The organism is Chitinimonas taiwanensis DSM 18899, from assembly GCF_900119825.1.
Lineage (GTDB): Bacteria > Pseudomonadota > Gammaproteobacteria > Burkholderiales > Chitinimonadaceae > Chitinimonas > Chitinimonas taiwanensis.
In genome coordinates this window covers 84,154-105,186 of the sequence record NZ_FPKR01000003.1, presented here as the reverse complement: position 1 = coordinate 105,186, position 21,033 = coordinate 84,154, and the positions used below count along the sequence as shown (strand labels likewise).

Sequence of the window (21,033 nt, the reverse complement as noted above, 5' to 3'; positions counted from 1 at the left end):
CCTAGCATGCCGGCCACATTAATCAGGGAGCCGCACCATGCAAAGCTTGCTCGACCCAGCCATCCTGTTCTTCGTCTTTGGCGTCGCCGCAGGCCTGCTGAAATCCAATCTGGAAATCCCCCCGGCCATCTCGCGCTTTCTCTCGCTGTATCTGCTGATGGCGCTCGGCCTGAAGGGCGGCTTCGCGCTCGCGCACTCGGGGTTGACGGGTGAAGTGTTGCGCAGCCTGCTGGTAGCGGTGAGCCTAGCCGTCCTGGTGCCACTGCTCGGTTACAGCCTGCTTAAACGCCTGACCACGCCCCTGGATGCCGCGGCCATCGCGGCCACCTATGGTTCGGTCAGCGCGGTCACCTTTATCACCGCCACCCAGTTCCTCGATCGCAGTGGGCTTGAATACGGTGGCCATATGGCGGCGGCCATGGCGCTGATGGAGTCGCCCGCCATCATGCTGGCGGTGCTGCTGGCCAATCAGCTACGCACCAGCGCCCAGCTGGCCACGTCGGGCGCGCACGGCGCGACCTTGCAGCTGGGTACACCGGCAAGCACACCGGTGGGCAAGCTGCTGCATGAATCGCTGACCGACGGTGCGCAGCTACTGTTGCTGGGCGCCATGCTGGTCGGCCTGCTGACCGGCGAGGCGGGCAAAGCCGCCATGCAGCCTTTCTCGGGCGATCTGTTCAAGGGCATGCTGGCCTTCTTCCTGCTGGATATGGGCCTGTTGGCCGCGCGCCAGCTGCCGCAGCTGCGCCAGAATTCGCCCTGGCTGCTGGCCTATGCGCTGCTGGCCCCGCTGCTGCATGCCGGCTGCGCACTGCTGCTTTGCCTCGTCATGCAGATCAGTGCCGGCAATACCGCCTTGCTGATGGTACTGGCAGCCAGCGCCTCCTATATCGCCGTCCCGGCCGCCATGCGCCTGGCCATTCCGGAAGCCAAGCCCTCGCTGTATGTCGGCATGTCGCTGGGCATCACCTTCCCCTTCAACATCCTGCTCGGCATTCCGCTCTACACCAGCATTGCGCGCTGGGCGATGGCCTGATCATGCAAGCCATCACCCTGCTCAGCCGTCATGCCAAGCAGATGGCGCTGACCGCGCCGCTGGCCCAGGCCGGTTACGCACTGCACTGCTATACGGATTTCGATACCGACCAGCTCGGCACCTTCTGCGGCCAGATTCCACGCCGCCAACACCAGATCGAGACCGCGATTCATAAGGCGCAGCTGGCAGCCGAGCTGGGCGGCACACGCTTCGGCTTGGGCAGCGAGGGGGCCTTTGGGCCCGACCCTTTCATCGGCCTCTCGGCCTGGAGCCATGAGCTGCTGGCCTGGTGGGACGCAGCGCAGCAGTACGCGGTGCTGGCCCATAGCGCCACGCCCGACACCAACTTCGCCCACGCCCTGGTGCATGGCTGGGATGCGGCGCGCGACTTTGCCCAGGGCGCCGGCTTCCCCACCCATGCCCTCATGGTCGGCACGCCGGCGCGGCAGATTCTGGCCAAAGGTCTGAGCGAGCCGGATGCCTTGCATGCCCAGGTCGAGGCCCTGCTGGCCGAGCATGGCGCCGCTTGGCTGGAAACCGATATGCGCGCACATCTGAACCCCACCCGCATGGCCGTCATTGGCCAGACCGGGTTCAAGCTGGCTGCCAAGCTGAATAGCCACTGCCCGGCCTGCGCGCGCCCCGGCCATGCCGCTCACCGCCCGCTTGCCGGCGCACCTTGCCGGCAGTGTGGTACGGCTACCCGGCGGGCCAAGGCGGAAATCTGGCAGTGCCCGGCCTGCCAGCACGAGGTGACCCTGGCCTTGGCCAGCCAGGCTGACCCGGCCGAATGCGACGCCTGCAATGCCTGAATGGCGCGCCCGACGGTCACGGCCTGCGCAATGCTTGATCCAGGTCCATGACCCAGGGCCAGCGCCACGCTAGGCTAGCTCCCCTTGTCTTTTCCGCTTTGCCCGCCCCATGCCCCAACACCATAGCCTGCTCGAAGACCTGCAAGCGCTGCTGATCGGCAGCCTGTTCGTGGCGCTGTCGGTGCTGTTGCTGCGTCAGAGCGGGCTGTTGACCGGCGGCACGGCCGGCCTCGCCTTTATCGGCCACTACCTGAGCGGCCAGGCATTCGGCCTGGTGTTCTTCCTGCTCAATCTACCCTTCTACCTGTTTGCCTGGCGCGCGCTGGGCTGGGTATTCACGCTGAAAACCTTCGCCGCGGTCAGCCTCTTATCGCTGTACAGCGAATGGCTGCCGCACCTGATCCATATCGACCGGCTGCAGCCGGCGTTTGCCGCGATCTTGGCCGGCCTGCTGGCAGGTGCGGGGCTATTGATGCTGGTGCGTCATCGCGCCAGCCTGGGCGGTCTGGGCGTGTTGGCGATCTGGTTGCAGGAGCGCTATGGCTGGCGCGCCGGCAAGCTGCAGATGGGGGCCGACGCCCTGATCCTGCTACTCGCCCTGCTGGCCATCGACCTGCATTCGGTCGCCCTGTCGGTGCTCGGCGCGGCAGCCATGAATGCGGTGATTGCCATCAACCACAAGCCTGGGCGCTATGTGGGCATGTAGGTCAGCCCGCATGTCCCAGCGAGGATGACGCGGGCCGGTACAGTCTGCGCGGGTTTCAGCCCTGCTCGCCACTCATGCCGTGCTCGACCGCGTACACGGCCACCTGCACGCGACTGCTCAGGTTGAGCTTCTTTAGGATGTTCTGCACATGGATCTTGACCGTGCTCTCGGCCACATCGAGGTTGCGGGCAATTTCCTTATTGCTTTCGCCGCGCGCCAGGCACTGGACGATCTCGCGTTCGCGCGTAGTCAGCCGGTCGCGTTCGGCCGGTGCGCTGGGACTGGGTGCGGCGCTCGGTTGGGCGCGGAATTGCGCCACCAGCTTGGCGGTCATGCTGTCGGCAATCACCGGTTCGCCCTTGTGAGCGCGGCGGATCGCGGCGGTCAGCGCCTCGGCCTCGATATTCTTGATCAGATAGCCGCGCGCTCCGTCGCGCAGCGCCTGGCCAAGCTCGTCCGCCTCTTCCGATACGGTCAGGATGATGACCGCGGTTTGCGGCAGGTCCTGCACCAGCAGCTGCAGGGTTTCCAGGCCGGATAGGCCGGGCATGTTCAGGTCGAGCAGGATCACATCGGGGTGATATTCCTTGGCGCGTTTGATGCCTTCCACGCCATCGGCCGCCTCGGCCACGATCTCAAGGTCAGCCTCGCGCTGCAGGAGCTGGCGTACGCCGGAGCGAAACAGGCTATGGTCGTCAATCAGCAGGATACGAATCGTCATGTCGGGTTCCGGGAAAAATTCAGGCAGCCTGGCGTTCGCTGCTGGGCAGGATGAGCTGGACGCTGGCGCCCTCGCCGGGGCGGCCCTCCAGGGTCAGCTGGGCATTCAGGCGCGCGGCGCGCTCCTGCATGATGTGCAGGCCGATATGCCGCTCGCCACGCTCGGCCACTTCGCCCGCCTCATAGCCCTCGCCATTATCGCGGACCAGCAGCTCGAAATCGCGCGCATTGCGGATCTGCACGTCCACTCGGCTGGCATGCGCATGCTTGCGCACATTCGACAGCGCCTCCTGCAGGATGAACAGCACCTGCAGCTGCTGCTCGGGCGGCAGCGGCGCGCCGTCCGGGTCGTCCACCTGCAGCGCCACCTCGATACCGGTCTGGCGACGGAAACGCGCCAGCGTGTCCTCCACCGCTGCCATCAATTCGCCCTGGCCGAGCTTGCTGCGGAAGTTGATCAGCAGCTCACGCACATCCTGGTAGCTTTCATCCACACCGGTGCGCAGCAGCGGCAGGATATTGCGAACCTCGTCCAGATCGTTGCGCTGCACTGCGGCGTCCAGCATCTGCAGCTGCAGATTGAGGAAGTTCAGGCCCTGGGCAATGCTGTCGTGCAGGCCCTGCGCGACCAGGCTGCGCTCCTCGGCCACCGCTAGCTGGCGCGCCTTGGCGCTCAGGCGGCGGTTGTCCAGCGCCACACCCAGGTGCTGACCGAGCGTTTCCAGCAGCTGGGCCTCGGCCGCCGGCACCTCGTGTGAGTTACGGAAATGCAGCGAGAAGGAGCCGAGCACCTCGTCCTGGGTCACCACGCGGAACACGGCCAGACCCTTGAAGCCATCCTTGGCGCAGTGGAAGGCCTCGGGCTGCGGCAGCTTGCGGAAGTCGCGGATCACGACCACGCCCTGCTGGGTGGCCTCACCACAGAAGCAGGCATCCACCTTCATGCAGTGCTCAGTCTCCTCGAGTGCTTCCGACAGGCCCTCGGACACCACCAGGTGCAGCTTTTCACCCAAGGGGTCAATCACCCGGATGCTGCCGCCGTCGGCATTGAACTGCTGCATCACGCGCTGCAAGAAACCCTGGCAGAGCGCATCGATATCATTGGGCAGGTTCAGGAAGGCGGCCATATCGTAGAGTGCCCCGAGCTCGCGGTTCTGCTCGGCCAGCTGGGCCGTTTTCTGTTGCACGCGGTCTTCCAGCTCGCGGTACAGTCCTTCCAGCTCATCGGCCATATGGTTGAAGCCCTGGGCCAGCGCGCCGAATTCATCGCGGGTCTCCACCGGCACACGTACACCGAATTCGTGTGCGGCCATGCGGCGCAGGGCGTCCTGCAGATGCAGGATGGGCGCGATGATCCATAGATACAGCAGGTAGATGGTGGCCAGCGTGCCCACGCAGGCCAAGCCCAGCAGCACAGCCTGCGACAGGCGTAGCAGCGTGGTCTTGCCGGCATTGTCGGTTTCTATCATCTGCACCAGCTGGTCGGCTTCGGCCACGAAGACCGGCAGCGCCTGCAGATAGCGGCTGCGGTCCGCCCCAGCCAACGCGCTGCTGGCGGCCGGCTGCAGCTGCTCAAGCCAGATCTGTTCGACCTTGCGCATCTGCTCGCGAATAGCCGGCACATTGGGCAGGAATAGCGGGCGCGATGGTACGCCGCTTTCCAGGCGCAGCAGGGTGTCTTGCTGGGCCTGCAGCTGCAGCTGGGCCTCGGCCGCATGCATGGAGCCCGGTTGTAGCAGCTCGATGGCCACCCGGTTGGCGCGCATGCGTAGGCTGCCAGTATCGTTGATGGCCGCACCCGCTCCTTCCAGCTGCCAGGACAGCCACAGCGTCCAACCTATCATGCCCAGCACCAGCAACAGCGCCAGCAGCGCGCTGGCAATGATGCGGGTAGACAGACGATCGCGTAGCGAAGGCTGTTCTACCGGGCTGACATCGGGATACACATCATTCATGGTCTTGATCTATTACAAGGCCGCCCTGGGCGGCTTGCCCTATGCTATCGCAGCGTCACCACACGGTCGCCGCATCCTGTTCACGCTTTCCGACATCCCAGCCATGAGCTATTTCGCCCTGCGCCATCTGCACATCAGTGCCGCCCTGCTCAGTATCACCCTGTTTGCGCTGCGCGGCGCGCTGGCGCTGTACGGCGTGCACTGGCGACGCTGGTCGCTGCTGCGCTGGCTGCCCCATATGAACGACAGCGTCCTGCTGGCCGCCGCCATCACCCTGGCCTGGATGAGCGGGCAGTACCCATTCCAGCAAGCCTGGCTAAGCGCCAAGGTGCTGGCCCTGCTCGCCTATATCGGCCTGGGCAAGCTGGCCCTACGTGCCGAGCAGCCGCAAGTGCAGCGGCTGCTTTGGTTCATCGGCGCGCTCGCCTGCGTCGCCTATATCGTCGCGGTGGCGCGCACCCGCAGCCCCTGGCTGGGCCTGGCCTGAACGCCTTCAAGCCGGGTCAAGCAGGCTATCCAGGGTATTCCGGTTCTCCAGGCGCTCGGCCACCCAGACCTCGCGACCACCCACAGCCTGCTGCCAGCGCATCACCCCGCGCTGGCCGGCATCCAGACGACGGGCTATCTCGGCGCGCTGGCTGCTGCGCAGCAGGCAGACCGCCGGGTGGCTGCGCGCGTTATCGCGCGCGCTGACCACCGCCACGCCGTCCTCCAATCCCGCCTGCAACAGCGCCAGCAAGTTGGCCGGGTAGGGTAGTACATCGCAGGGCAGCACCAGCAGCGCCTCGGCCTGGCTGGCGGCCAAGCCCGCCTCAATGCCGGCCAGCGGGCCGGGAAAACCGGCGCGCAGATCGCTGAGCACCGGCTGGCCATAGCTGCGGTAAGCATCGAGATTGCGATTGGCGGAAACCCACACCTGGCCCAACGGCCAGGCGCGGCAGGCCTGCAAGGCATGCTCGACCAGGGTCTGCCCCTGATAGCGCTGCAAGCCCTTGTCCAGGCCCTGCATGCGCGTGGCCGCCCCGCCGCACAGGATCAGCGCATCCACCTTCATGTCCACTCCCTTGCCTGGGCCAAGATAAACGCCGCCACGGCCTCAGCATCGTTCAGGTCGAGCTGGGGCAGGGTGCACGCCAGGCGCGCATCGCTAGCCACCGCCAACAGGCTGGCATCCTCAGCATACAAGGGCGGCAGGCCCAGGGCGGGGCGGAAGACCTCTAGGCGCGGCAGTGCCGCATGCTTGAAGCCTTCCACCAGGGTCAGCTCGGCCGGTGCCAGGCGGGCCAGCTGTTCGTCCAGCGTGGGTTCGGGTGCGTCGCGCAACTCATGGAAAATCGCATAGCGATAGGGTGAGGCGAGCAGCACCTCTGCCGCGCCGGCGGCGCGAAAACGCGCGCTGTCCTTGCCGCTCGGTTCCAGTACCACATCATGGTGGCTGTGCTTGATCACATTCACCCGCAGGCCCTGGGCAGCCAACAGCGGCAGCAGTGCTTCGATCAGGGTGGTCTTGCCGCTGCCCGAGCGGCCCACCAGACCAAACACGCGCCTCATGCGCCCTCCGGCACCAAGGGGCAGACCAGGGGCAGGAAGGCATCGGCGCGCGGCGAATAGGCGAGCAGCGCGCCGGCATCCAGGTCGAAATACCAGCCATGCAAGGTCAGACTGCCGGCGGCCAGCCGCTCGGCAATCCACGGGTAGCTTTCCAGATTACGCAGCGATACCAGGATGGCGGCCAGCTCGCAGGCGCGCTGGCGCTCGGCCGGGCTGGCGCTAGGTAGCTGGCGCATGATGGCGGCGCGGGCCGGCTCGGCAATGTGTATCCAGCGGCCGATATAGTCCATCGGCGCCTCGCCGCTGAAGCGCTGCTCGACCAGCGCGCGGATGCCGCCGCACTGGGCATGGCCCATCACGATGATGCGCGCCACATTCAGCTGCTGCACGGCGAACTGCACGGCCGAGGTGACCCCGGCGAAATGCTGCTTGGGGTCGCAAGGCGGCACCAGATTGGCCACATTGCGCACGGTAAAGATATCGCCCGGATCGCAGCCGAGCAGCAGGGCCGGGTCAACGCGCGAATCGCAGCAGCCGATTAGCAGCGTGTTCGGGTGCTGGCCCTGGCGCAGATCGCTGTAGAGCGAGGGGTCGGTTTCGAAATACTGCTGCTGAAAGCGCTGGAAGCCATCGATAAAGCGTTCAAGGTCGTGCATGGCCGGCTCCTAGCCCCCGGTCTGCGACATGAAGCGGATGATCTTAGACGGTGCGGTGTTGAATTCATGCCGCTCGGGCTTGATCGCGATGGCCGCCACGATGGCTGCGCGCAGCTCGGCATCCGTGGCGCCCGCGCGCAGCTGGGCGCCGAGTGCGACCTTGTCTTCCTGACCCAGGCATAGATAGAGCGTGCCATCCACCGACAGGCGCACGCGATTACAGGCGGCGCAAAAATGCTGCGACATCGGGGTGATCACCCCGAGGCTCATGCCGCCCTGCGGCGCGGTCCAGTAACGGGCCGGGCCGGCGCCCTGCCCTTTCAGCTCAGGGATCAGCGCAAAGCGCTGCGCCAGGCGCTGGCCGAGCTGGCTGAGGTCAATGCCGGCCGTGGCGCGCCCCGAGTCACCGATCGGCATCGGTTCGATCAGGCGCAGCACGAAGCCATGTTCGATGGCAAAGGCCACCATGCGTTCGACCTCAACCTCGTTCACACCGGCCTGCACCACCATATTGAGCTTGATCGGCGCAAAGCCGGCCTGTTTGGCGGCCATCAGCCCATCCAGCACATCGGCCAGGCAGTCGCGCCCGGTGATGCGCGCAAAACAGCCCTCGTCGAGGCTGTCGAGACTGATATTCAGGCGCTGCACGCCGGCCGCCTTCAGCTCGGCCGCATGGCGCGCCAGCTGGGTGCCATTGCTGGACAGGGACAAATCGCGCAGGCCAGGCAGGGCGGCTAGCCGGCCGGCCAGCTCGCTAATGCCACGGCGCAGCAGCGGCTCGCCACCGGTCAGGCGCAACTTGGCCACGCCGAGCTGCACGAACAAGCCGACCAGGCGGCTCATCTCGGCATGGCTCAGCCAGTTGGCCGGCTCTTCAAAGCCCTTGAAGCCCTTGGGCAGGCAATAGGTACAGCGCAGATCGCAACGATCGGTGACCGAAACACGCAGGTAATCGATACGGCGACCGAAAGGGTCGATCAAGGCGGGTGCGGCAGGATCAGCATTCATGGCTACAGCCCGAGGGGAGTCTGGCTGTCATTGTGCGCAAAGCCGCGCCGCCGCGCCATTGGCTGGTCGGACTAGTTACTTTGGGTGGCTAACGCAACTCGCCATCGGCGCAGAAGCGCGCCAGCAACGCACCCGGCTGCGCCTCCGGCCAGTGCATGCGCACCGTGTGGCCAACGCCGGGCGCTTCATCCAGCCATTGTCCATCCAGACCCTGCAGGGCGGCCAGCTGGCGCTGCTGGTTGCCACTGGGGTGGATCAGCTCCAGCTGGTCGCCCAGGCGGAATTTGTTCTTCACCGCGATCTCGGCCCAGCCCTCGCGCACCGCCAGCACATCGCCCACATACTGGCTGCGTGCCGAGCGCGAATGGCCGTACAGATAGTTCTGCGCCTCCTGGCTCGGGTGGCGCTGGTAGAAGTAATCGGTGTAGCCACGGTTGGACAGGCCATCCAGCTCGGCCAGCAGGGCCGGGTTGAACGGCCGCCCAGCCAGCGCGTCGTCGATGGCGCGCCGGTAGGTTTGCGCGGCGCGCGCCACGTAGTAGCGCGACTTGGTGCGCCCCTCGATCTTGAGCGAGTCCACGCCAATCTGCACCAGCCGTTCCACATGCTGAAGCGCGCGCAGGTCCTTGCTATTCATGATGTAGGTGCCGTGCTCATCCTCGCTGATTTCCATCAGCTCGCCGGGTCGGCCACCCTCCTCGATCAGATAAGCGTGTTCGGCGAGCGGATGGCGCGGCACCTGGCCCGCACTGGCCAGCGCAAGATTGGCGTCTGTCATGGCGCGGCCGACGTCGAGGTCAATCTTCTGCAGCTGACCGGCGCCATCGGCGCAACCGCCATGCAGCTTGTAGTCCCAGCGGCAGGCATTGGTGCAAGTGCCCTGGTTGGGATCGCGATGGTTGAAATAGCCGGACAGCAGGCAGCGGCCCGAGTAGGCAATGCACAGCGCGCCGTGCACGAAGACTTCCAGCTCCATATCGGGGCAGAGCTGGCGGATTTCCGCCACCTCATCGATCGACAGCTCGCGCGACAGGATGATGCGCGTGAGCCCCAGCGCCTGCCAGAACTTGACCGCCGCATAGTTGACGGTATTGGCCTGCACGCTCAGGTGGATGGGCATGTCCGGCCAGGTCTCGCGCACCAGCATGATCAGGCCGGGATCGGCCATGATCAGCGCGTCGGGGCGCATGGCAATCACCGGCGCCATATCGGCCAGATAAGTCTTCACCTTGGCGTTATGCGGCAGCAGATTGGAGGCCACGAAGAACTGCTTGCCGCGCGCATGCGCTTCTTCGATGCCGAGACATAGGTTTTCCAGTTTGAAGTCGTTATTGCGCGCGCGCAGCGAATAGCGCGGCTGACCGGCATACACGGCATCCGCACCGAAATCGAAGGCGGTACGCATGCGGTCCAGATCGCCCGCCGGCAGCAGCAGTTCAGGTTTGGGTACGGGCATGGGGGCTGGCTCGTGGTTCAAACCTGCCAGTTTAGCGAGCCGGCCGACACCAGGCAGGCATGCGGCGCGATGGCTTGATCTGGATCAAGCCGCGGCAGCGATCGGTTCATACCAGCCAGAGCCAGGCAGACGGCGTACTGCTACGGCGATTTCGTTCTATACCGGAGAGCAGCAAGCCGCCCGGCCCTGCCAGACGGCCTCCACCCATTCCTGCTGCCCGGACAAGGACCCATCATGCTCCGCTGGATTCAGCGCTGGCTTGCCGCTGGCGATGTCGTACAGGCGCTCAATAGCGCCCAGGCCGTCATACAGTTCCGTACCGATGGTTGCATAGAGCATGCCAATCCGATCTTCCTGCGCCTGATGGGCTATCAGGCGGCTGAGATCCTCGGTCAACACCACCGCCTGTTCGTGGACCCGGCCACCGCGCAGAGCGATGCCTACCGGCAGTTCTGGGAGCGCCTGCGCGCAGGCGAGGCGCAGACCGCCTGCTTCAAGCGCCTCGCCAAGGGTGGCCGCGAAGTGTGGATACAGGCGTCCTATGTGCCAATACGCAGCCGCGGCAAGGTCAGCAAGGTGATCAAGTTCGCCTCCGATGTGACCGAGCAGGTGCTGCGCAATGCCGATTACAGCGCGCAGCTAGCCGCCATCGATCGCGCCGAAGCCGTGATCGAGTTCGATCTCGACGGGCATATCCTGTATGCCAACGCGAACTTCCTGAACCTGATGGGCTACCAGTTGGCCGAGATCAAGGGCAAGCACCACCGCCTGTTCGTGGCGGCCGAGGAAGCGGCCAGCACCGAATACAGCCGCTTCTGGCAGCGCCTGCGCGAGGGTGAATACCAGACCGCCGATTACCGGCGCATCGGCAAGGGCGGCAAGGAGGTATGGATCCATGCCACCTATAACCCGATCCGCAGCCCGGACGGCAAGCTGATCAAGGTGGTCAAGTACGCGTCAGACATCAGCGAACAGGTGCGCCGCCAGACCGCCTTCCGGCTGATGTCGCTGGTGGTGAACGAAACCGATAATGCCGCGCTGGTGACGGATGCGGCCGGCGCGGTGATCTTCGTCAACCAGGGCTTTGTGCGCATGACAGGCTATAGCGCCGAGGAGATGCTTGGCCGCAAACCCGGCGAGCTGCTGCAGGGCGAGGCGACCGACCCGGCCACCGTGGCTGACATCCGGGCGAGCTTGAAGGCGCGCAAGGCCTTCAATGGTGAGATTCTCAATTACGACAAGCAGGGGCGCGAATATTGGATTTCACTGGCGATCAACCCGATCTTCGACGCCGAGGGTCGGCTGATCAATTTCGTCTCGGTGCAGGCCAATATCAGCAGCACCAAGGAGCGCGAGCTTGAGTACAGCAAACGCTTTGCCGCCATCGATGTGACCAATGGGGTCGCGCGCTGGGATATCCAGGGCAGGCTGGTGGAGGCCAATTCTTTCATCATCGAGCACCTCGACTACCCCAACCTAGCCGAGCTCTTGCCCAAGGCACGCACCCTGCCCGAGATTCTCGGCCCAGAACGTTTCCAGCGCCTGCTGGGCGGCGAGCAGATCGCGGCCGAATGCCAGCTGTTCCGTCGCGATGGCTCACAGGTGCTGATGAATGCCAGCATCTCCCCAATTACCGATGCCAAGGGACGGGTCAGGCATATCGTCAGCTATGGCGTGGATATCACCTCGAAGATGGAGGCGGAGCGGGTCACCGAGCAAGAGATGCATCAGGTAATCGCCTCGAGCGAGCAGATCCGCCAGATCATCGAGACCATCAACCAGATTTCCAAGCAGACCAATCTGCTCGCCCTGAACGCCGCCATCGAGGCAGCGCGCGCCGGCGAGCAAGGACGTGGCTTCGCCGTGGTGGCGGACGAGGTGCGCAAGCTGGCTGTGCAGTCGGCCAGCTCCTCGCACGAGATCGCCGGCCTGGTAGAGGAATCAATCGGGCGCATCCGGAACCTGGAGGCCTCGCTGCGCCGGCTCAGCGAAACCAACCGCGCGCATTAGCGCAGGCTGGGGCGTTCAGTGCAGCATCAGCAGCTCGCCCTGACGATCGAAAGCCAGGAAGGACTGTAGATGGCCCTGTTGGATGGCCTCGATCATGCGGTTCAGATGCGGCTCGGCCTCGGCGCTGCTGGGCGGTTGGCCGGCGCGGCCGGACAGGCTGGCGGCGAACATCAACTGCCAGTGCTGCCCCATCTGGGCCGCCTCGGCGGCCAGGCTGGCGAAGTCGGCCAGCTCGGCAGGCAACTTGTCCACGCACATACGTGGCACCAGCGCACCGCCTTGGCCAGCTTCGAAGCGGGCGCGTTGCGCCGGCGTGGCATCGCTGGGCAGCTCGGCCGCGGCAAACACGAACAGCAGCCTTTGCGGCTGGTCCTGCTGCTGGGCGGCCTGCAGCAAGTCGGCGAATGAGGCAAGTTGCATGGTCAATTCCCTGAAGTGAATGGCGTGGTGGCTAGGCGGCGGGACTGGCCTCAGCCAGTCGCACACTGGGCGCAAATGGGATAGCGAGGTGCTTACTGCACCAGCGGGCTGTCGGCGCCTTCCAGGGTAATCCCCTCGATCTTGGCCCGGCCCACCAGCAGTTGCAGGTACTGGCGCCAGGCTGCATCGCGGCTGGCTGCCTGCAGGGCCTCGCCGATATGGGCTTGCACACGCTCGAAAGGCAGCACACGCCCCTCGATACGGCGCGCCACGCGCACGATATGCAGGCCAAAACGGGTTTCCAAGAGGCGGGGCAGAATCTCACCCGGGTTCATGGCAAACACCACGCGCTCGAATTCCGGCACCGTGTCACCGCGGCTGAGCTGGCCAAGATTGCCGCCCACCTCGCCAGATGGGCAGTTGGACAGACTGCGCGCCAGCTCGGCAAAACGCGTCGGCTCGGCCAGCAGTTCCTGCAAGCTTTGTTCGGCCAGCTCGCGCAGCGCTTCCAGCGGCACGCGCTCGGTGATCTGGAACAGGATGTGATCGACCTCGACCAGCTCACCCACGGTAAAGCGCTGCGGATACTGCTGGTAATGACGCAGGCAGCTCGCCTCGTCCGGTTCGGGCACCTGCACCTCGGCGGCCAGCAATGCCTCGATGGCGGCTTCCTCGCTGGCGGCGGGCAGGCCCAGACGTGCCGCCTCGTCGAGCAGGATGCGCCGCAGCGCCAGGGTAGTCACCGCGCGCTTGAGCGGGTTGGCCGCATCCTGATGCAGCGGCAGCTCGCGCTCGACCTCGGCGTCTTCGATTTCATAACCATTGATGACGATAGCCATGCTGTACTCCTTGTGCCGGCAACGCGCCGGCCGTGCGTTCGGGCAGAAGCTGCTGCCGCTGTGCCTATTTCGGCCCGGCGCTATACAGCCGGGTCACCTCGTCCATCACCTCCACCAGGCGTTCGCTGGTGGTGGCGATATGCGCGACATCGCCTTGCGGCTGATTCAGTGCGTTTTCCAGGAATTGCCATTGCTGCTTGGCCAGCTCCAACTGGCGACGGATGGCCGGGCTGTTGACCGGCGCGCGTTGCAAGCTGTCCAGCGCGCCACCGAGCTCGGTACGTGCCTGCTCGGTCGCATCCCGCTGCACTGCACCATCCACACCCAGCTTCTGCAGCAGCGCGTACTTGGCCAGGCGCTGGCTGAGCATGCGCGTGCGGCCGGCCAGATTGACCCAGCGACCGCTATCGGTGCCGCTCTGCTCCTGCAGGCTCAGGGTCAGCACATGACTGGCGCCCAGCACCGCCTCGGCCTGCTGCTCGACCTGGCGGCTGCTGTCGCGGCCCGGCCGCTGAGCCAGCATGGGCTTGAGCCGCTGCCATTCGGCAGCCAGCCGCGCCAGCTCATCCTGGCTGGCCGGCCAGGGCGCCAGCTGCTGTTGCAGCTGCTGCTGGCTGGCATCGAAGCGGGCCACCGAGTCGCGCAGCTGTCGTTCGGCCGCCTCGCTCAGCACGCCCAGCCCCAGCTGGGTGTAGTTCTTCACGATGCGCTGGCTGAGCATGCGCTGCCGGCCAGCCAGGTTGATGGCGTCCAGCGCGCTGGCGGACTGGGTGGTGCCCGCCATCAGCGGCAGGAGCGCTGGGGCCAGCACCAGGCTGGCCGCGAACAGGAGCTTGCTGAAACGAAGAGACATGATGGGTTTCGATTCGGGGAAGGGGCTGGCCGCCGGCGGGCGACGGCCAGCGTGAAACACGCTCAGCGCGGACGGACCAGCTGCCAGGCACGGCCCAGATAGGTGACCGAGCCAAAGCCGCTCCACACATGCACGAGGCGGGTGAAGGGGAAGATCGCAAACAAGCTCATGCCCATGAACAAATGGGCTTTGAACAGCCAGTGCGCACCGACGATAAAGGCCGGGGCATCGCCCTTCAGGGTCACGATGTGCTGGGCCCAGCTCATCAGCAGCACCATTTCATGGCCGTCCATATGCTGGGCGGAAACAAAGATGGTCGACAGGCCCAAGAGCAGGGTGATCAGAATCCACAGCAGCAGCACCTTATCGCCCGGCTTGGTCACCGCGGCGATGCGCGGGTCACTGAGGCGACGATGCAGCAGGATGACGAGGCCCAACAGGCAGATCCCGCCCATCACACCGCCGGCGGCCATGGCAAAGCCTTGTTTGAAGCTATGGGTCACACCCAGCGCATCCCATACCGCCACCGGGGTGAGCAGGCCGACCAGGTGGCCGAAGAACAGGCCGATGATGCCAAGGTGAAACAGGATATTGCCCAGACGCAAATTGCCGCGATGCAGCAGCTGCGAGCTGTCGCTCTTCCAGGTGTATTGCTCGCGCTCGAAGCGCGCCAGGCTGCCGAAGATGAAGATGGCAAAGGCGATATACGGATAGATGCCGAAGATGAATTGGTGCAGGTAGCTCATGATGGTCTCCAAGGCTTACAAGCCCCTCTCCTCGCGGGAGAGGGGTTGGGGTGAGGGAGGGACGGCGGCGGAGGCATACAATGCCCCCTCACCCCCGGCCCCTCTCCCGGTGGGAGAGGGGTGAGCACGCGGGTAAAACTGCACGGTATGGGTGCCGTTCAGGCTGGGCTTGAGCAGCGGTTCGACGCCGTCGGCACCAGGGCCGAAGGTTTCCATCGCCTCGTCCATATCGCGTACCGGTGGGTCGGTCTGTTCCAGTGGCACCACATCGGTCAGCGAACACAGCACGACAAACACGCTCGCATACGGGCTGTCGTTGCGGGCCAAGCGCTTGCCGATGGCGGCCAGCACATGGATCGCATCGCCGAGCAGGGCCTGGGCCTGCTCGGGCTCGACCAGGCTCAGGTACTCGAGAAACAGCGGTACATGGTCGGGCAGCTCGGCAGCGTCGGGTTCGAAGCCGTTGCGCTGGTATTCCTGCAGCAGGTCGACCATGGCCTGACCACGGTCGCGGCTTTCGCCATGCACATGCTCAAACAGATGCAGCGAGTGCGCAGGGCTGCGGTCGAAGGTGCCGACATAGTTCTCCTGCAAGGCCACAAGACCGTGCTGCTTGAAGTAGTCGGTCAGCGGGCTCAAGGTTTCCTGCGCGTCCGGATAGGCATCGAGCGCGTCGTCGATTTCGACCAGCGCGTCGATCAAGTCCTGCTCCGGGTAGGTAAGCAGGGCGGAAAGAATTCGGTAAAGGCTCATGGTGGGCTCCTGAAACGATGGGGAAGATCGCGCAGCACAACGTCCCGGAAGGCTGCGCGCCCTCCCCTGTCGTTTACTCCTCCGTTGTCACTGGCTTCTTGCGCGACTTGGGCATGTCGACAAAGATCACGCTGCCCTGCGGCTTCTTGCCGAACAGCGAACCCTCCGAAGTCCCCCCCGAGCAACCATTGCCAAAGGTGAAGCCGCAGCTGCCCTTGTCATTGAAGCTGTCCTCGACCATTTCCTTATGGCTGGTCGGAATCACGAAGCGGTCTTCGTAATTGGCAATCGCCATGATCTGGTACATGTCTTCCACAGTGGCCGCGTCCAGACCCACCTTCTCGATCAGACTGGTTTCGGCCTTGCCATGCACGACCTCGCTGCGCTTGAAGGCGCGCATGGCGATCATGCGTTCCAGCGCGGTGACCACCGGCTTTTCCTTGCCGGCCGTCAAGAGATTGGCCAGGTAGCGCACCGGGATACGCAGGCTCTTCACATCGGGGATGATGGTGTCGCCCACGGTGCGATGCGGCATGCGCCCGGCCTCGGCCGCGCCCTGGATGGGTGAGAGCGGCGGGATGTACCAGACCATGGGCAGGGTGCGGTACTCGGGGTGCAGCGGAAAGGCCACCTTCCACTCGCAGGCCATCTTGTAGACCGGGCTCTTACGCGCCGCTTCCAGCCAGCTTTCCGGAATGCCCTGCTTGCGCGCCTCGGCAATCACGGCCGGCGAGTGCGGGTCGAGGAAGACCTTCAGCTGTTCTTCGTACAGGTCCTGCTCGTTCGGCGTGGACGCGGCCGCTTCGATCAGGTCGGCGTCGTACAGCAGCACACCCAGGTAACGGATGCGGCCTACACAGGTTTCCGAGCAGACCGTGGGCTGGCCGGCTTCGATGCGCGGGAAGCAGAAGGTGCACTTCTCGGCCTTGCCGCTCTGCCAGTTGTAATAAATCTTCTTGTACGGGCAGCCCGAGATGCACATGCGCCAGCCGCGGCACTTGTCCTGGTCGACCAGCACGATGCCGTCGTCCTCGCGCTTGTAGATCGAACCGGACGGGCAGGACGCCACGCAGGTCGGGTTCAGACAGTGCTCGCACAGGCGCGGCAGATACATCATGAAGGTCGACTCGAAGGTCGAGTACAGCTCCTTCTGCACGCCCTCGAACAGCGCATCGCGGCTACGCGAGCTGAACTCGCCGCCGAGGTCGTCTTCCCAGTTCGGACCCCATTCGATCTTGTCCATCTTCTTGCCGGTAAGCACCGACACCGGCCGCGCGGTGGGCGGGGTCTGGCTCAGCGGCGCATTCTTCAGATGCTCGTAGTCGTAGGTGAACGGCTCGTAGTAGTCGTCGATGGCCGGCAGGTTCGGGTTGGCGAACAGATTGGCCAGGATCTTCAGCTTGCCACCCTGACGTGGCTCCAGCTTGCCCGCGGCATTACGCTTCCAGCCGCCATTCCACTTAGTCTGGTTTTCCCACTCCTTCGGGTAGCCAATGCCAGGCTTGGTTTCCACATTATTGAACCAGGCGTATTCGACGCCATCGCGGCTGGTCCAGACGTTCTTGCAGGTCACCGAACAGGTATGGCAGCCGATGCACTTGTCCAGATTCAGCACCATGCCAACTTGGGCGCGGATTTTCATTTGGCGACTCCTTCTTCCTCAACCCGGGGGCCTTCCAGCCAGTCCACCTTCTTCATCTTGCGCAGCACCACGAATTCATCGCGGTTGCTGCCCACGGTGCCGTAGTAGTTGAAGCCATACGCTTGCTGCGCATAGCCACCGATCATGTGGGTGGGCTTGAGCACGGTACGGGTCACCGAGTTATGAATGCCGCCGCGCTTGCCGCTGGTTTCCGCACCCGGCACGTTCACGATCTTTTCCTGGGCGTGGTACATCAGGCACATGCCCTGCGGTACGCGCTGGCTCACCACCACCCGGGCGGTCAGCGTGCCGTTCACGTTGAAGACTTCCACCCAGTCGTTGTCGACGATGCCTGCCTGCTTGGCCTCGGCTTCCGAAATCCACACATGCGGGCCACCACGGCTCAGGGTCAGCATGCGCAGGTTGTCCGAGTAGGTAGAGTGGATGCCCCACTTCTGGTGCGGGGTGATCCAGTTCAGCACCAGCTCGTGCTCGCCATTCGGCTTGCGACCCAGCATGGGCTTCACGGTCTTGGTGTCGATGGCCGGCTTGTACACGCAGGAGCCTTCGCCAAAGTCCAGCATCCAGCGGTGATCCTGATAGAACTGCTGGCGGCCGGTCAGCGTGCGCCAGGGAATCAGCTCGTGCACATTGGTGTAGCCGGCGTTGTAGCTGACCTCTTCGCTTTCCAGGCCCGACCAGGTCGGGGCCGAGATGATCTTGCGCGGCTGCGCCTGCACATCGCGGAAGCGGATCTTGTCGTGCTCGCGGCCGATGGCCAGATGGGTGTGATCGCGGCCGGTGATCTTGGACAGCGCGTCCCAGGCCTTGACCGAGACATGGCCATTGGTTTCCGGCGCAAAGGTCAGAATCATCTCGGCCGCATCAATCGCGCTATCCAGACGCGGACGGCCCTTGCTCACGCCTTCCTCGGTAACGGTCTTGGTCAGATCGGCGATCTCATGCACCTCGTGCTGGGTATCCCAGTTGATGCCCTTGCCGCCGTTGCCGAGCTTGTCGAGCAGCGGGCCGATCGAGGTGAACTTCTTGTAGATGTCATGGTAATTACGTTCGACCACGGTCATATTCGGCGCGGTCTTGCCGGGGATCAGCTCGCATTCGCCATGCTTCCAGTCCTTCGGCTCCAGCGGCTGACCGAGTTCGCCCGGGGTGTCGTGCATGAGCGGGGTCAGCACGATGTCCTTGCGCGTACCCAGATACGGCCCGCCGATCTCGCTGAACTTCTTCGCCAGCAGCTTGTAGATTTCCCAGTCGGTCTTGCTTTCCCATAAGGGTTGCACAGCCTCACTCAGCGGGTGAATGAAGGGGTGCATGTCCGAGGTATTGAGGTCGTCCTTCTCGTACCAGGTGGCGGTGGGCAGCACGATATCGCCGTACAAGCAGGTGGTGCTCATGCGGAAGTCGAGCACGGTCAACAGGTCGAGCTTGCCCTCGGCCGCGGCGTCGCGGAACTTCACTTCCGAAGGCTTGATCGCATCGGCTTCATCGCCGAACAGCGCGTTCTGGGTGCCGAGCAGATACTTGAGGAAGTACTCGTGCCCCTTGCCGCTGGAACCGAGGATGTTCGAGCGCCAGACGAACATATTGCGCGGGAAGTTGGCCGGGTTGTCCGGGTCATCACAGCTCATATGCAGATTGCCGGACTTGAGCTGGCTGGCGGCAAAGGCGACCGGGTCCTGGCCGGCGGCTTCGGCGGCGGCCACCACATCGAGCGGGTTGGTCTGCAGCTGCGGGCAGGACGGCAGCCAGCCCATGCGCTCGGACTTGGCGTTCAGGTCGATCATGCTCATCCGGCCATATTTGGCGCGGTCGGCGGTCGGGGCGAGGATCTCGTCCACATGCAGCTTTTCATGCCGCCACTGGCTGGTGTGCGCATAGAAGAAGCTGGTGCCATTCATCTGACGCGGCGGGCGCTGCCAGTCGCTCGCGAAGGCCAGCGGTGCCCAGCCGAACTGTGGACGCAGCTTTTCCTGGCCCACATAGTGGGCCCAGCCGCCACCGCTCTGGCCCACACAGCCGCACATCATCAAGAGGTTGATGATGCCGCGGTAGGTCATATCCATGTGGTACCAGTGGTTGAGCGCGGCACCGACGATGACCATGCTCTTACCCTGAGTGTCATGCGCATTCTGGGCGAATTCGCGCGCCACCTGGATCACCAGCTCGGGCTTCACGCTGGTGTGCTTTTCCTGCCATGCCGGGGTATAGGGCACGTCGTCTTCATAATTGGCAGCCACATTGCTGCCGCCCAGGCCACGGTCTATGCCGTAGTTGGCCATCTGCAGGTCGTACACGGTGGCCACCAGCGCGCTGCTGCCGTCGGCCAGGGTGATGCGCTTGACCGGCACATTGCGTACCAGCAGCTCGTCGTGCTCGCCACCGAAATAGGGGAAGCCCACGCCGGCCACCTCATCGCGGCTGTCGATCAGGCTCAGGAGCGGGTCGACCTCGCGGCCGCTGCCGCCGTCCTTCTGCTCCAGGTTCCAGCGCCCGACCTTCTCGCCGTCATTGACCTTGCCTTCGCCCCAGCGGAAACCGATCGCGCCATTCGGCACCACCAGGTCGCCGGTCTTGGCGTCGATTTCCAGCGTCTTCCACTCGGGGTTGTTGGCCTCGCCGTGGTTGCCGGCCAGATGGGCGGCGCGCAGGAAGTGGTCGGGCACCAGGCAGCCGTTGCGCTCCTTGAGCAGCACCAGCATTGGCATATCGGTGTATTGCTTGGCGTAGCGGCTGAAGTACTCGGACTTAGCGCCATGGTGGAATTCCTTCAGCACCACATGGCCCATGGCCATCGCCAGCGCGGCATCGGTACCCTGCTTGGGCGCCAGCCAGATATCGCCAAACTTGACCATTTCGCCAAAGTCGCTCGACACCGCCACCGTCTTGGTGCCCTTGTAGCGCACCTCGGTATAGAAGTGGGCGTCCGGCGTACGGGTCATCGGCACGTTCGAACCCCATACCATCAGGTAGGTCGCGTTGTACCAGTCGGCCGATTCGGGCACGTCGGTCTGCTCACCCCAGATCTGCGGGCTGGCCGGCGGCAGGTCGCAGTACCAGTCATAAAAGCTCAGGCAAGCGCCGCCCAACAGGCTCAGATAACGCGCGCCCGCGGCATAGGACACCATGGACATGGCTGGAATCGGCGAGAAGCCGACCACGCGGTCCGGGCCGTATTTCTTGATGGTCAGCGCATTGGCCGCGGCAATGATTTCGGTCGCGGTATCCCAGTCGGCGCGCACAAAGCCGCCCTGGCCACGCACGCTCTTGTAGCGCTTGGCCTTCTCGGGGTTCTGGCTGATGGATTCCCAGGCCGCAATCGGGTCCATGGTCTTGCGCGCCTCGCGCCACATCTCGATCAGGCGGCCGCGGATCATTGGGTATTTCACGCGCTGGGCCGAGTACACATACCAGCTATACGAGGCGCCACGCGGGCAGCCGCGCGGTTCATGATTGGGCAGGTCGGGCCGGGTGCGTGGGTAATCGGTCTGCTGGGTTTCCCAGGTGATCAGACCGTTCTTCACATACACCTTCCAGCTACACGAGCCGGTGCAGTTCACGCCATGGGTGGAACGGACGATCTTGTCGTGCTGCCAGCGCGAGCGGTAAGCGTCTTCCCACTTGCGGTCTTCGTCCACCACCGCGCCGTGGCCATCCGCAAAGGTGGACTTCACGCGCGACATGAACTTCAGTCGATCCAGAAAGTGACTCATTGTTGTTCTCCGATGCGGCCACCCGAGGGGCGACCGAGGCTGCGATTGGGACAGTGCCACTGTAGGTTTTTGCGTGGCAGCGGCCCATTCACCGGAGGAGGAAGAGCGCCAAGGCAGTGGGACTAGGTCAGCTAGGTCG

At 64.5% G+C, this 21,033-nt stretch carries 19 protein-coding genes; 5 read left to right on the top strand and 14 right to left on the bottom strand.

Translation table 11 applies throughout. The features are described from left to right. The first annotated feature begins 37 nt into the window (after positions 1–37). The 3 genes from BT173_RS04225 to BT173_RS04215 all read left to right on the top strand — a co-directional run bounded on the left by BT173_RS04225 (position 38) and on the right by BT173_RS04215 (position 2,554). Positions 38–1,036 (top strand): sodium-dependent bicarbonate transport family permease, encoded by a 999-nt coding sequence (locus BT173_RS04225; RefSeq protein ID WP_072427386.1) that lies wholly within the window; start codon positions 38–40, stop codon positions 1,034–1,036. Between the two features lie 2 nt (positions 1,037–1,038). Further along, a complete protein-coding gene (locus BT173_RS04220) occupies positions 1,039–1,848 on the top strand; it encodes a DUF6671 family protein (protein ID WP_072427385.1) in 810 nt (269 codons plus the stop codon). Positions 1,849–1,957: 109 nt separating this feature from the next. Continuing rightward, positions 1,958–2,554, top strand: coding sequence for a YitT family protein (locus tag BT173_RS04215; RefSeq protein WP_072427384.1), 597 nt, complete (start codon positions 1,958–1,960; stop codon positions 2,552–2,554). 55 nt (positions 2,555–2,609) lie between these two features. On the opposite strand, the gene BT173_RS04210 is transcribed toward BT173_RS04215, so the two are convergent. After that, entirely contained in the window at positions 2,610–3,275 is a 666-nt protein-coding gene (locus BT173_RS04210; protein ID WP_072427383.1) for a response regulator, read from the bottom strand. A gap of 19 nt (positions 3,276–3,294) precedes the next feature. Next, positions 3,295–5,229 (bottom strand): type IV pili methyl-accepting chemotaxis transducer N-terminal domain-containing protein, encoded by a 1,935-nt coding sequence (locus tag BT173_RS04205; protein WP_072427382.1) that lies wholly within the window; start codon positions 5,227–5,229, stop codon positions 3,295–3,297. On the opposite strand from BT173_RS04205, the gene BT173_RS04200 reads away from it, so the two are divergent. Beyond that, a complete protein-coding gene (locus tag BT173_RS04200) occupies positions 5,228–5,716 on the top strand; it encodes a SirB2 family protein (protein WP_245794125.1) in 489 nt (162 codons plus the stop codon). The genes BT173_RS04205 and BT173_RS04200 overlap by 2 nt on opposite strands. 6 nt (positions 5,717–5,722) lie before the next feature. Here BT173_RS04200 and mobA read toward each other — a convergent pair whose 3' ends face one another. The 5 genes from mobA to trhP form a co-directional block, all read right to left on the bottom strand. Next, a complete protein-coding gene (mobA, locus tag BT173_RS04195) occupies positions 5,723–6,283 on the bottom strand; it encodes a molybdenum cofactor guanylyltransferase (protein WP_072427381.1) in 561 nt (186 codons plus the stop codon). Then, complete coding sequence (mobB, locus tag BT173_RS04190) at positions 6,280–6,780, bottom strand: molybdopterin-guanine dinucleotide biosynthesis protein B (protein WP_072427380.1); 501 nt, start codon at positions 6,778–6,780, stop codon at positions 6,280–6,282. The genes mobA and mobB overlap by 4 nt, the downstream gene beginning before the upstream one ends. After that, entirely contained in the window at positions 6,777–7,436 is a 660-nt protein-coding gene (locus BT173_RS04185) for a carbonic anhydrase (RefSeq protein ID WP_072427379.1), read from the bottom strand. Before BT173_RS04185 ends, mobB begins: the two co-directional genes overlap by 4 nt. A gap of 9 nt (positions 7,437–7,445) precedes the next feature. Beyond that, on the bottom strand, positions 7,446–8,444 hold the full coding sequence (gene moaA / locus BT173_RS04180) for a GTP 3',8-cyclase MoaA (protein ID WP_072427378.1): 999 nt from the start codon (positions 8,442–8,444) through the stop codon (positions 7,446–7,448). Between the two features lie 88 nt (positions 8,445–8,532). After that, positions 8,533–9,900, bottom strand: coding sequence for a prephenate-dependent tRNA uridine(34) hydroxylase TrhP (trhP, locus tag BT173_RS04175; protein ID WP_072427377.1), 1,368 nt, complete (start codon positions 9,898–9,900; stop codon positions 8,533–8,535). A gap of 234 nt (positions 9,901–10,134) precedes the next feature. Between trhP and BT173_RS04170 the strand changes: the two genes are divergently transcribed. After that, a complete protein-coding gene (locus BT173_RS04170; protein WP_072427376.1) occupies positions 10,135–11,910 on the top strand; it encodes a PAS domain S-box protein in 1,776 nt (591 codons plus the stop codon). 15 nt (positions 11,911–11,925) lie between these two features. On the opposite strand, the gene BT173_RS04165 is transcribed toward BT173_RS04170, so the two are convergent. The 7 genes from BT173_RS04165 to BT173_RS04135 form a co-directional block, all read right to left on the bottom strand. Next, entirely contained in the window at positions 11,926–12,330 is a 405-nt protein-coding gene (locus BT173_RS04165; RefSeq protein WP_072427375.1) for a ribonucleotide reductase subunit alpha, read from the bottom strand. 92 nt (positions 12,331–12,422) lie between these two features. Further along, the gene (locus BT173_RS04160) at positions 12,423–13,169 is read right to left on the bottom strand and encodes a peptidylprolyl isomerase (protein WP_072427374.1); all 747 of its coding nucleotides are present in this window, start codon (positions 13,167–13,169) and stop codon (positions 12,423–12,425) included. Between the two features lie 64 nt (positions 13,170–13,233). Next, entirely contained in the window at positions 13,234–14,022 is a 789-nt protein-coding gene (locus BT173_RS04155; protein ID WP_072427613.1) for a type IV pili methyl-accepting chemotaxis transducer N-terminal domain-containing protein, read from the bottom strand. Between the two features lie 62 nt (positions 14,023–14,084). After that, on the bottom strand, positions 14,085–14,768 hold the full coding sequence (gene narI / locus BT173_RS04150) for a respiratory nitrate reductase subunit gamma (protein ID WP_072427373.1): 684 nt from the start codon (positions 14,766–14,768) through the stop codon (positions 14,085–14,087). A 15-nt stretch (positions 14,769–14,783) separates the two neighbouring features. Continuing rightward, a complete protein-coding gene (narJ, locus tag BT173_RS04145; protein ID WP_084658162.1) occupies positions 14,784–15,521 on the bottom strand; it encodes a nitrate reductase molybdenum cofactor assembly chaperone in 738 nt (245 codons plus the stop codon). A gap of 73 nt (positions 15,522–15,594) precedes the next feature. After that, positions 15,595–17,163 (bottom strand): nitrate reductase subunit beta, encoded by a 1,569-nt coding sequence (gene narH / locus BT173_RS04140; protein ID WP_072427372.1) that lies wholly within the window; start codon positions 17,161–17,163, stop codon positions 15,595–15,597. Beyond that, entirely contained in the window at positions 17,160–20,894 is a 3,735-nt protein-coding gene (locus BT173_RS04135) for a nitrate reductase subunit alpha (protein WP_072427371.1), read from the bottom strand. Before BT173_RS04135 ends, narH begins: the two co-directional genes overlap by 4 nt. Between the last annotated feature and the right edge of the window lie 139 nt (positions 20,895–21,033).

Coding starts and splice junctions, on each gene's coding strand:
- mobB (WP_072427380.1), bottom strand. CDS start 6,780: ATGAGGCGCGTGTTTGGTCTGGTGGGCCGCTCGGGCAGCGGCAAGACC.
- trhP (WP_072427377.1), bottom strand. CDS start 9,900: ATGCCCGTACCCAAACCTGAACTGCTGCTGCCGGCGGGCGATCTGGAC.
- BT173_RS04160 (WP_072427374.1), bottom strand. CDS start 13,169: ATGGCTATCGTCATCAATGGTTATGAAATCGAAGACGCCGAGGTCGAG.
- BT173_RS04225 (WP_072427386.1), top strand. CDS start 38: ATGCAAAGCTTGCTCGACCCAGCCATCCTGTTCTTCGTCTTTGGCGTC.
- BT173_RS04205 (WP_072427382.1), bottom strand. CDS start 5,229: ATGAATGATGTGTATCCCGATGTCAGCCCGGTAGAACAGCCTTCGCTA.
- mobA (WP_072427381.1), bottom strand. CDS start 6,283: ATGAAGGTGGATGCGCTGATCCTGTGCGGCGGGGCGGCCACGCGCATG.
- BT173_RS04155 (WP_072427613.1), bottom strand. CDS start 14,022: ATGTCTCTTCGTTTCAGCAAGCTCCTGTTCGCGGCCAGCCTGGTGCTG.
- BT173_RS04135 (WP_072427371.1), bottom strand. CDS start 20,894: ATGAGTCACTTTCTGGATCGACTGAAGTTCATGTCGCGCGTGAAGTCC.
- BT173_RS04210 (WP_072427383.1), bottom strand. CDS start 3,275: ATGACGATTCGTATCCTGCTGATTGACGACCATAGCCTGTTTCGCTCC.
- BT173_RS04185 (WP_072427379.1), bottom strand. CDS start 7,436: ATGCACGACCTTGAACGCTTTATCGATGGCTTCCAGCGCTTTCAGCAG.
- BT173_RS04200 (WP_245794125.1), top strand. CDS start 5,228: ATGGTCTTGATCTATTACAAGGCCGCCCTGGGCGGCTTGCCCTATGCT.
- narJ (WP_084658162.1), bottom strand. CDS start 15,521: ATGAGCCTTTACCGAATTCTTTCCGCCCTGCTTACCTACCCGGAGCAG.
- BT173_RS04220 (WP_072427385.1), top strand. CDS start 1,039: ATGCAAGCCATCACCCTGCTCAGCCGTCATGCCAAGCAGATGGCGCTG.
- moaA (WP_072427378.1), bottom strand. CDS start 8,444: ATGAATGCTGATCCTGCCGCACCCGCCTTGATCGACCCTTTCGGTCGC.
- BT173_RS04170 (WP_072427376.1), top strand. CDS start 10,135: ATGCTCCGCTGGATTCAGCGCTGGCTTGCCGCTGGCGATGTCGTACAG.
- narI (WP_072427373.1), bottom strand. CDS start 14,768: ATGAGCTACCTGCACCAATTCATCTTCGGCATCTATCCGTATATCGCC.
- narH (WP_072427372.1), bottom strand. CDS start 17,163: ATGAAAATCCGCGCCCAAGTTGGCATGGTGCTGAATCTGGACAAGTGC.
- BT173_RS04165 (WP_072427375.1), bottom strand. CDS start 12,330: ATGCAACTTGCCTCATTCGCCGACTTGCTGCAGGCCGCCCAGCAGCAG.
- BT173_RS04215 (WP_072427384.1), top strand. CDS start 1,958: ATGCCCCAACACCATAGCCTGCTCGAAGACCTGCAAGCGCTGCTGATC.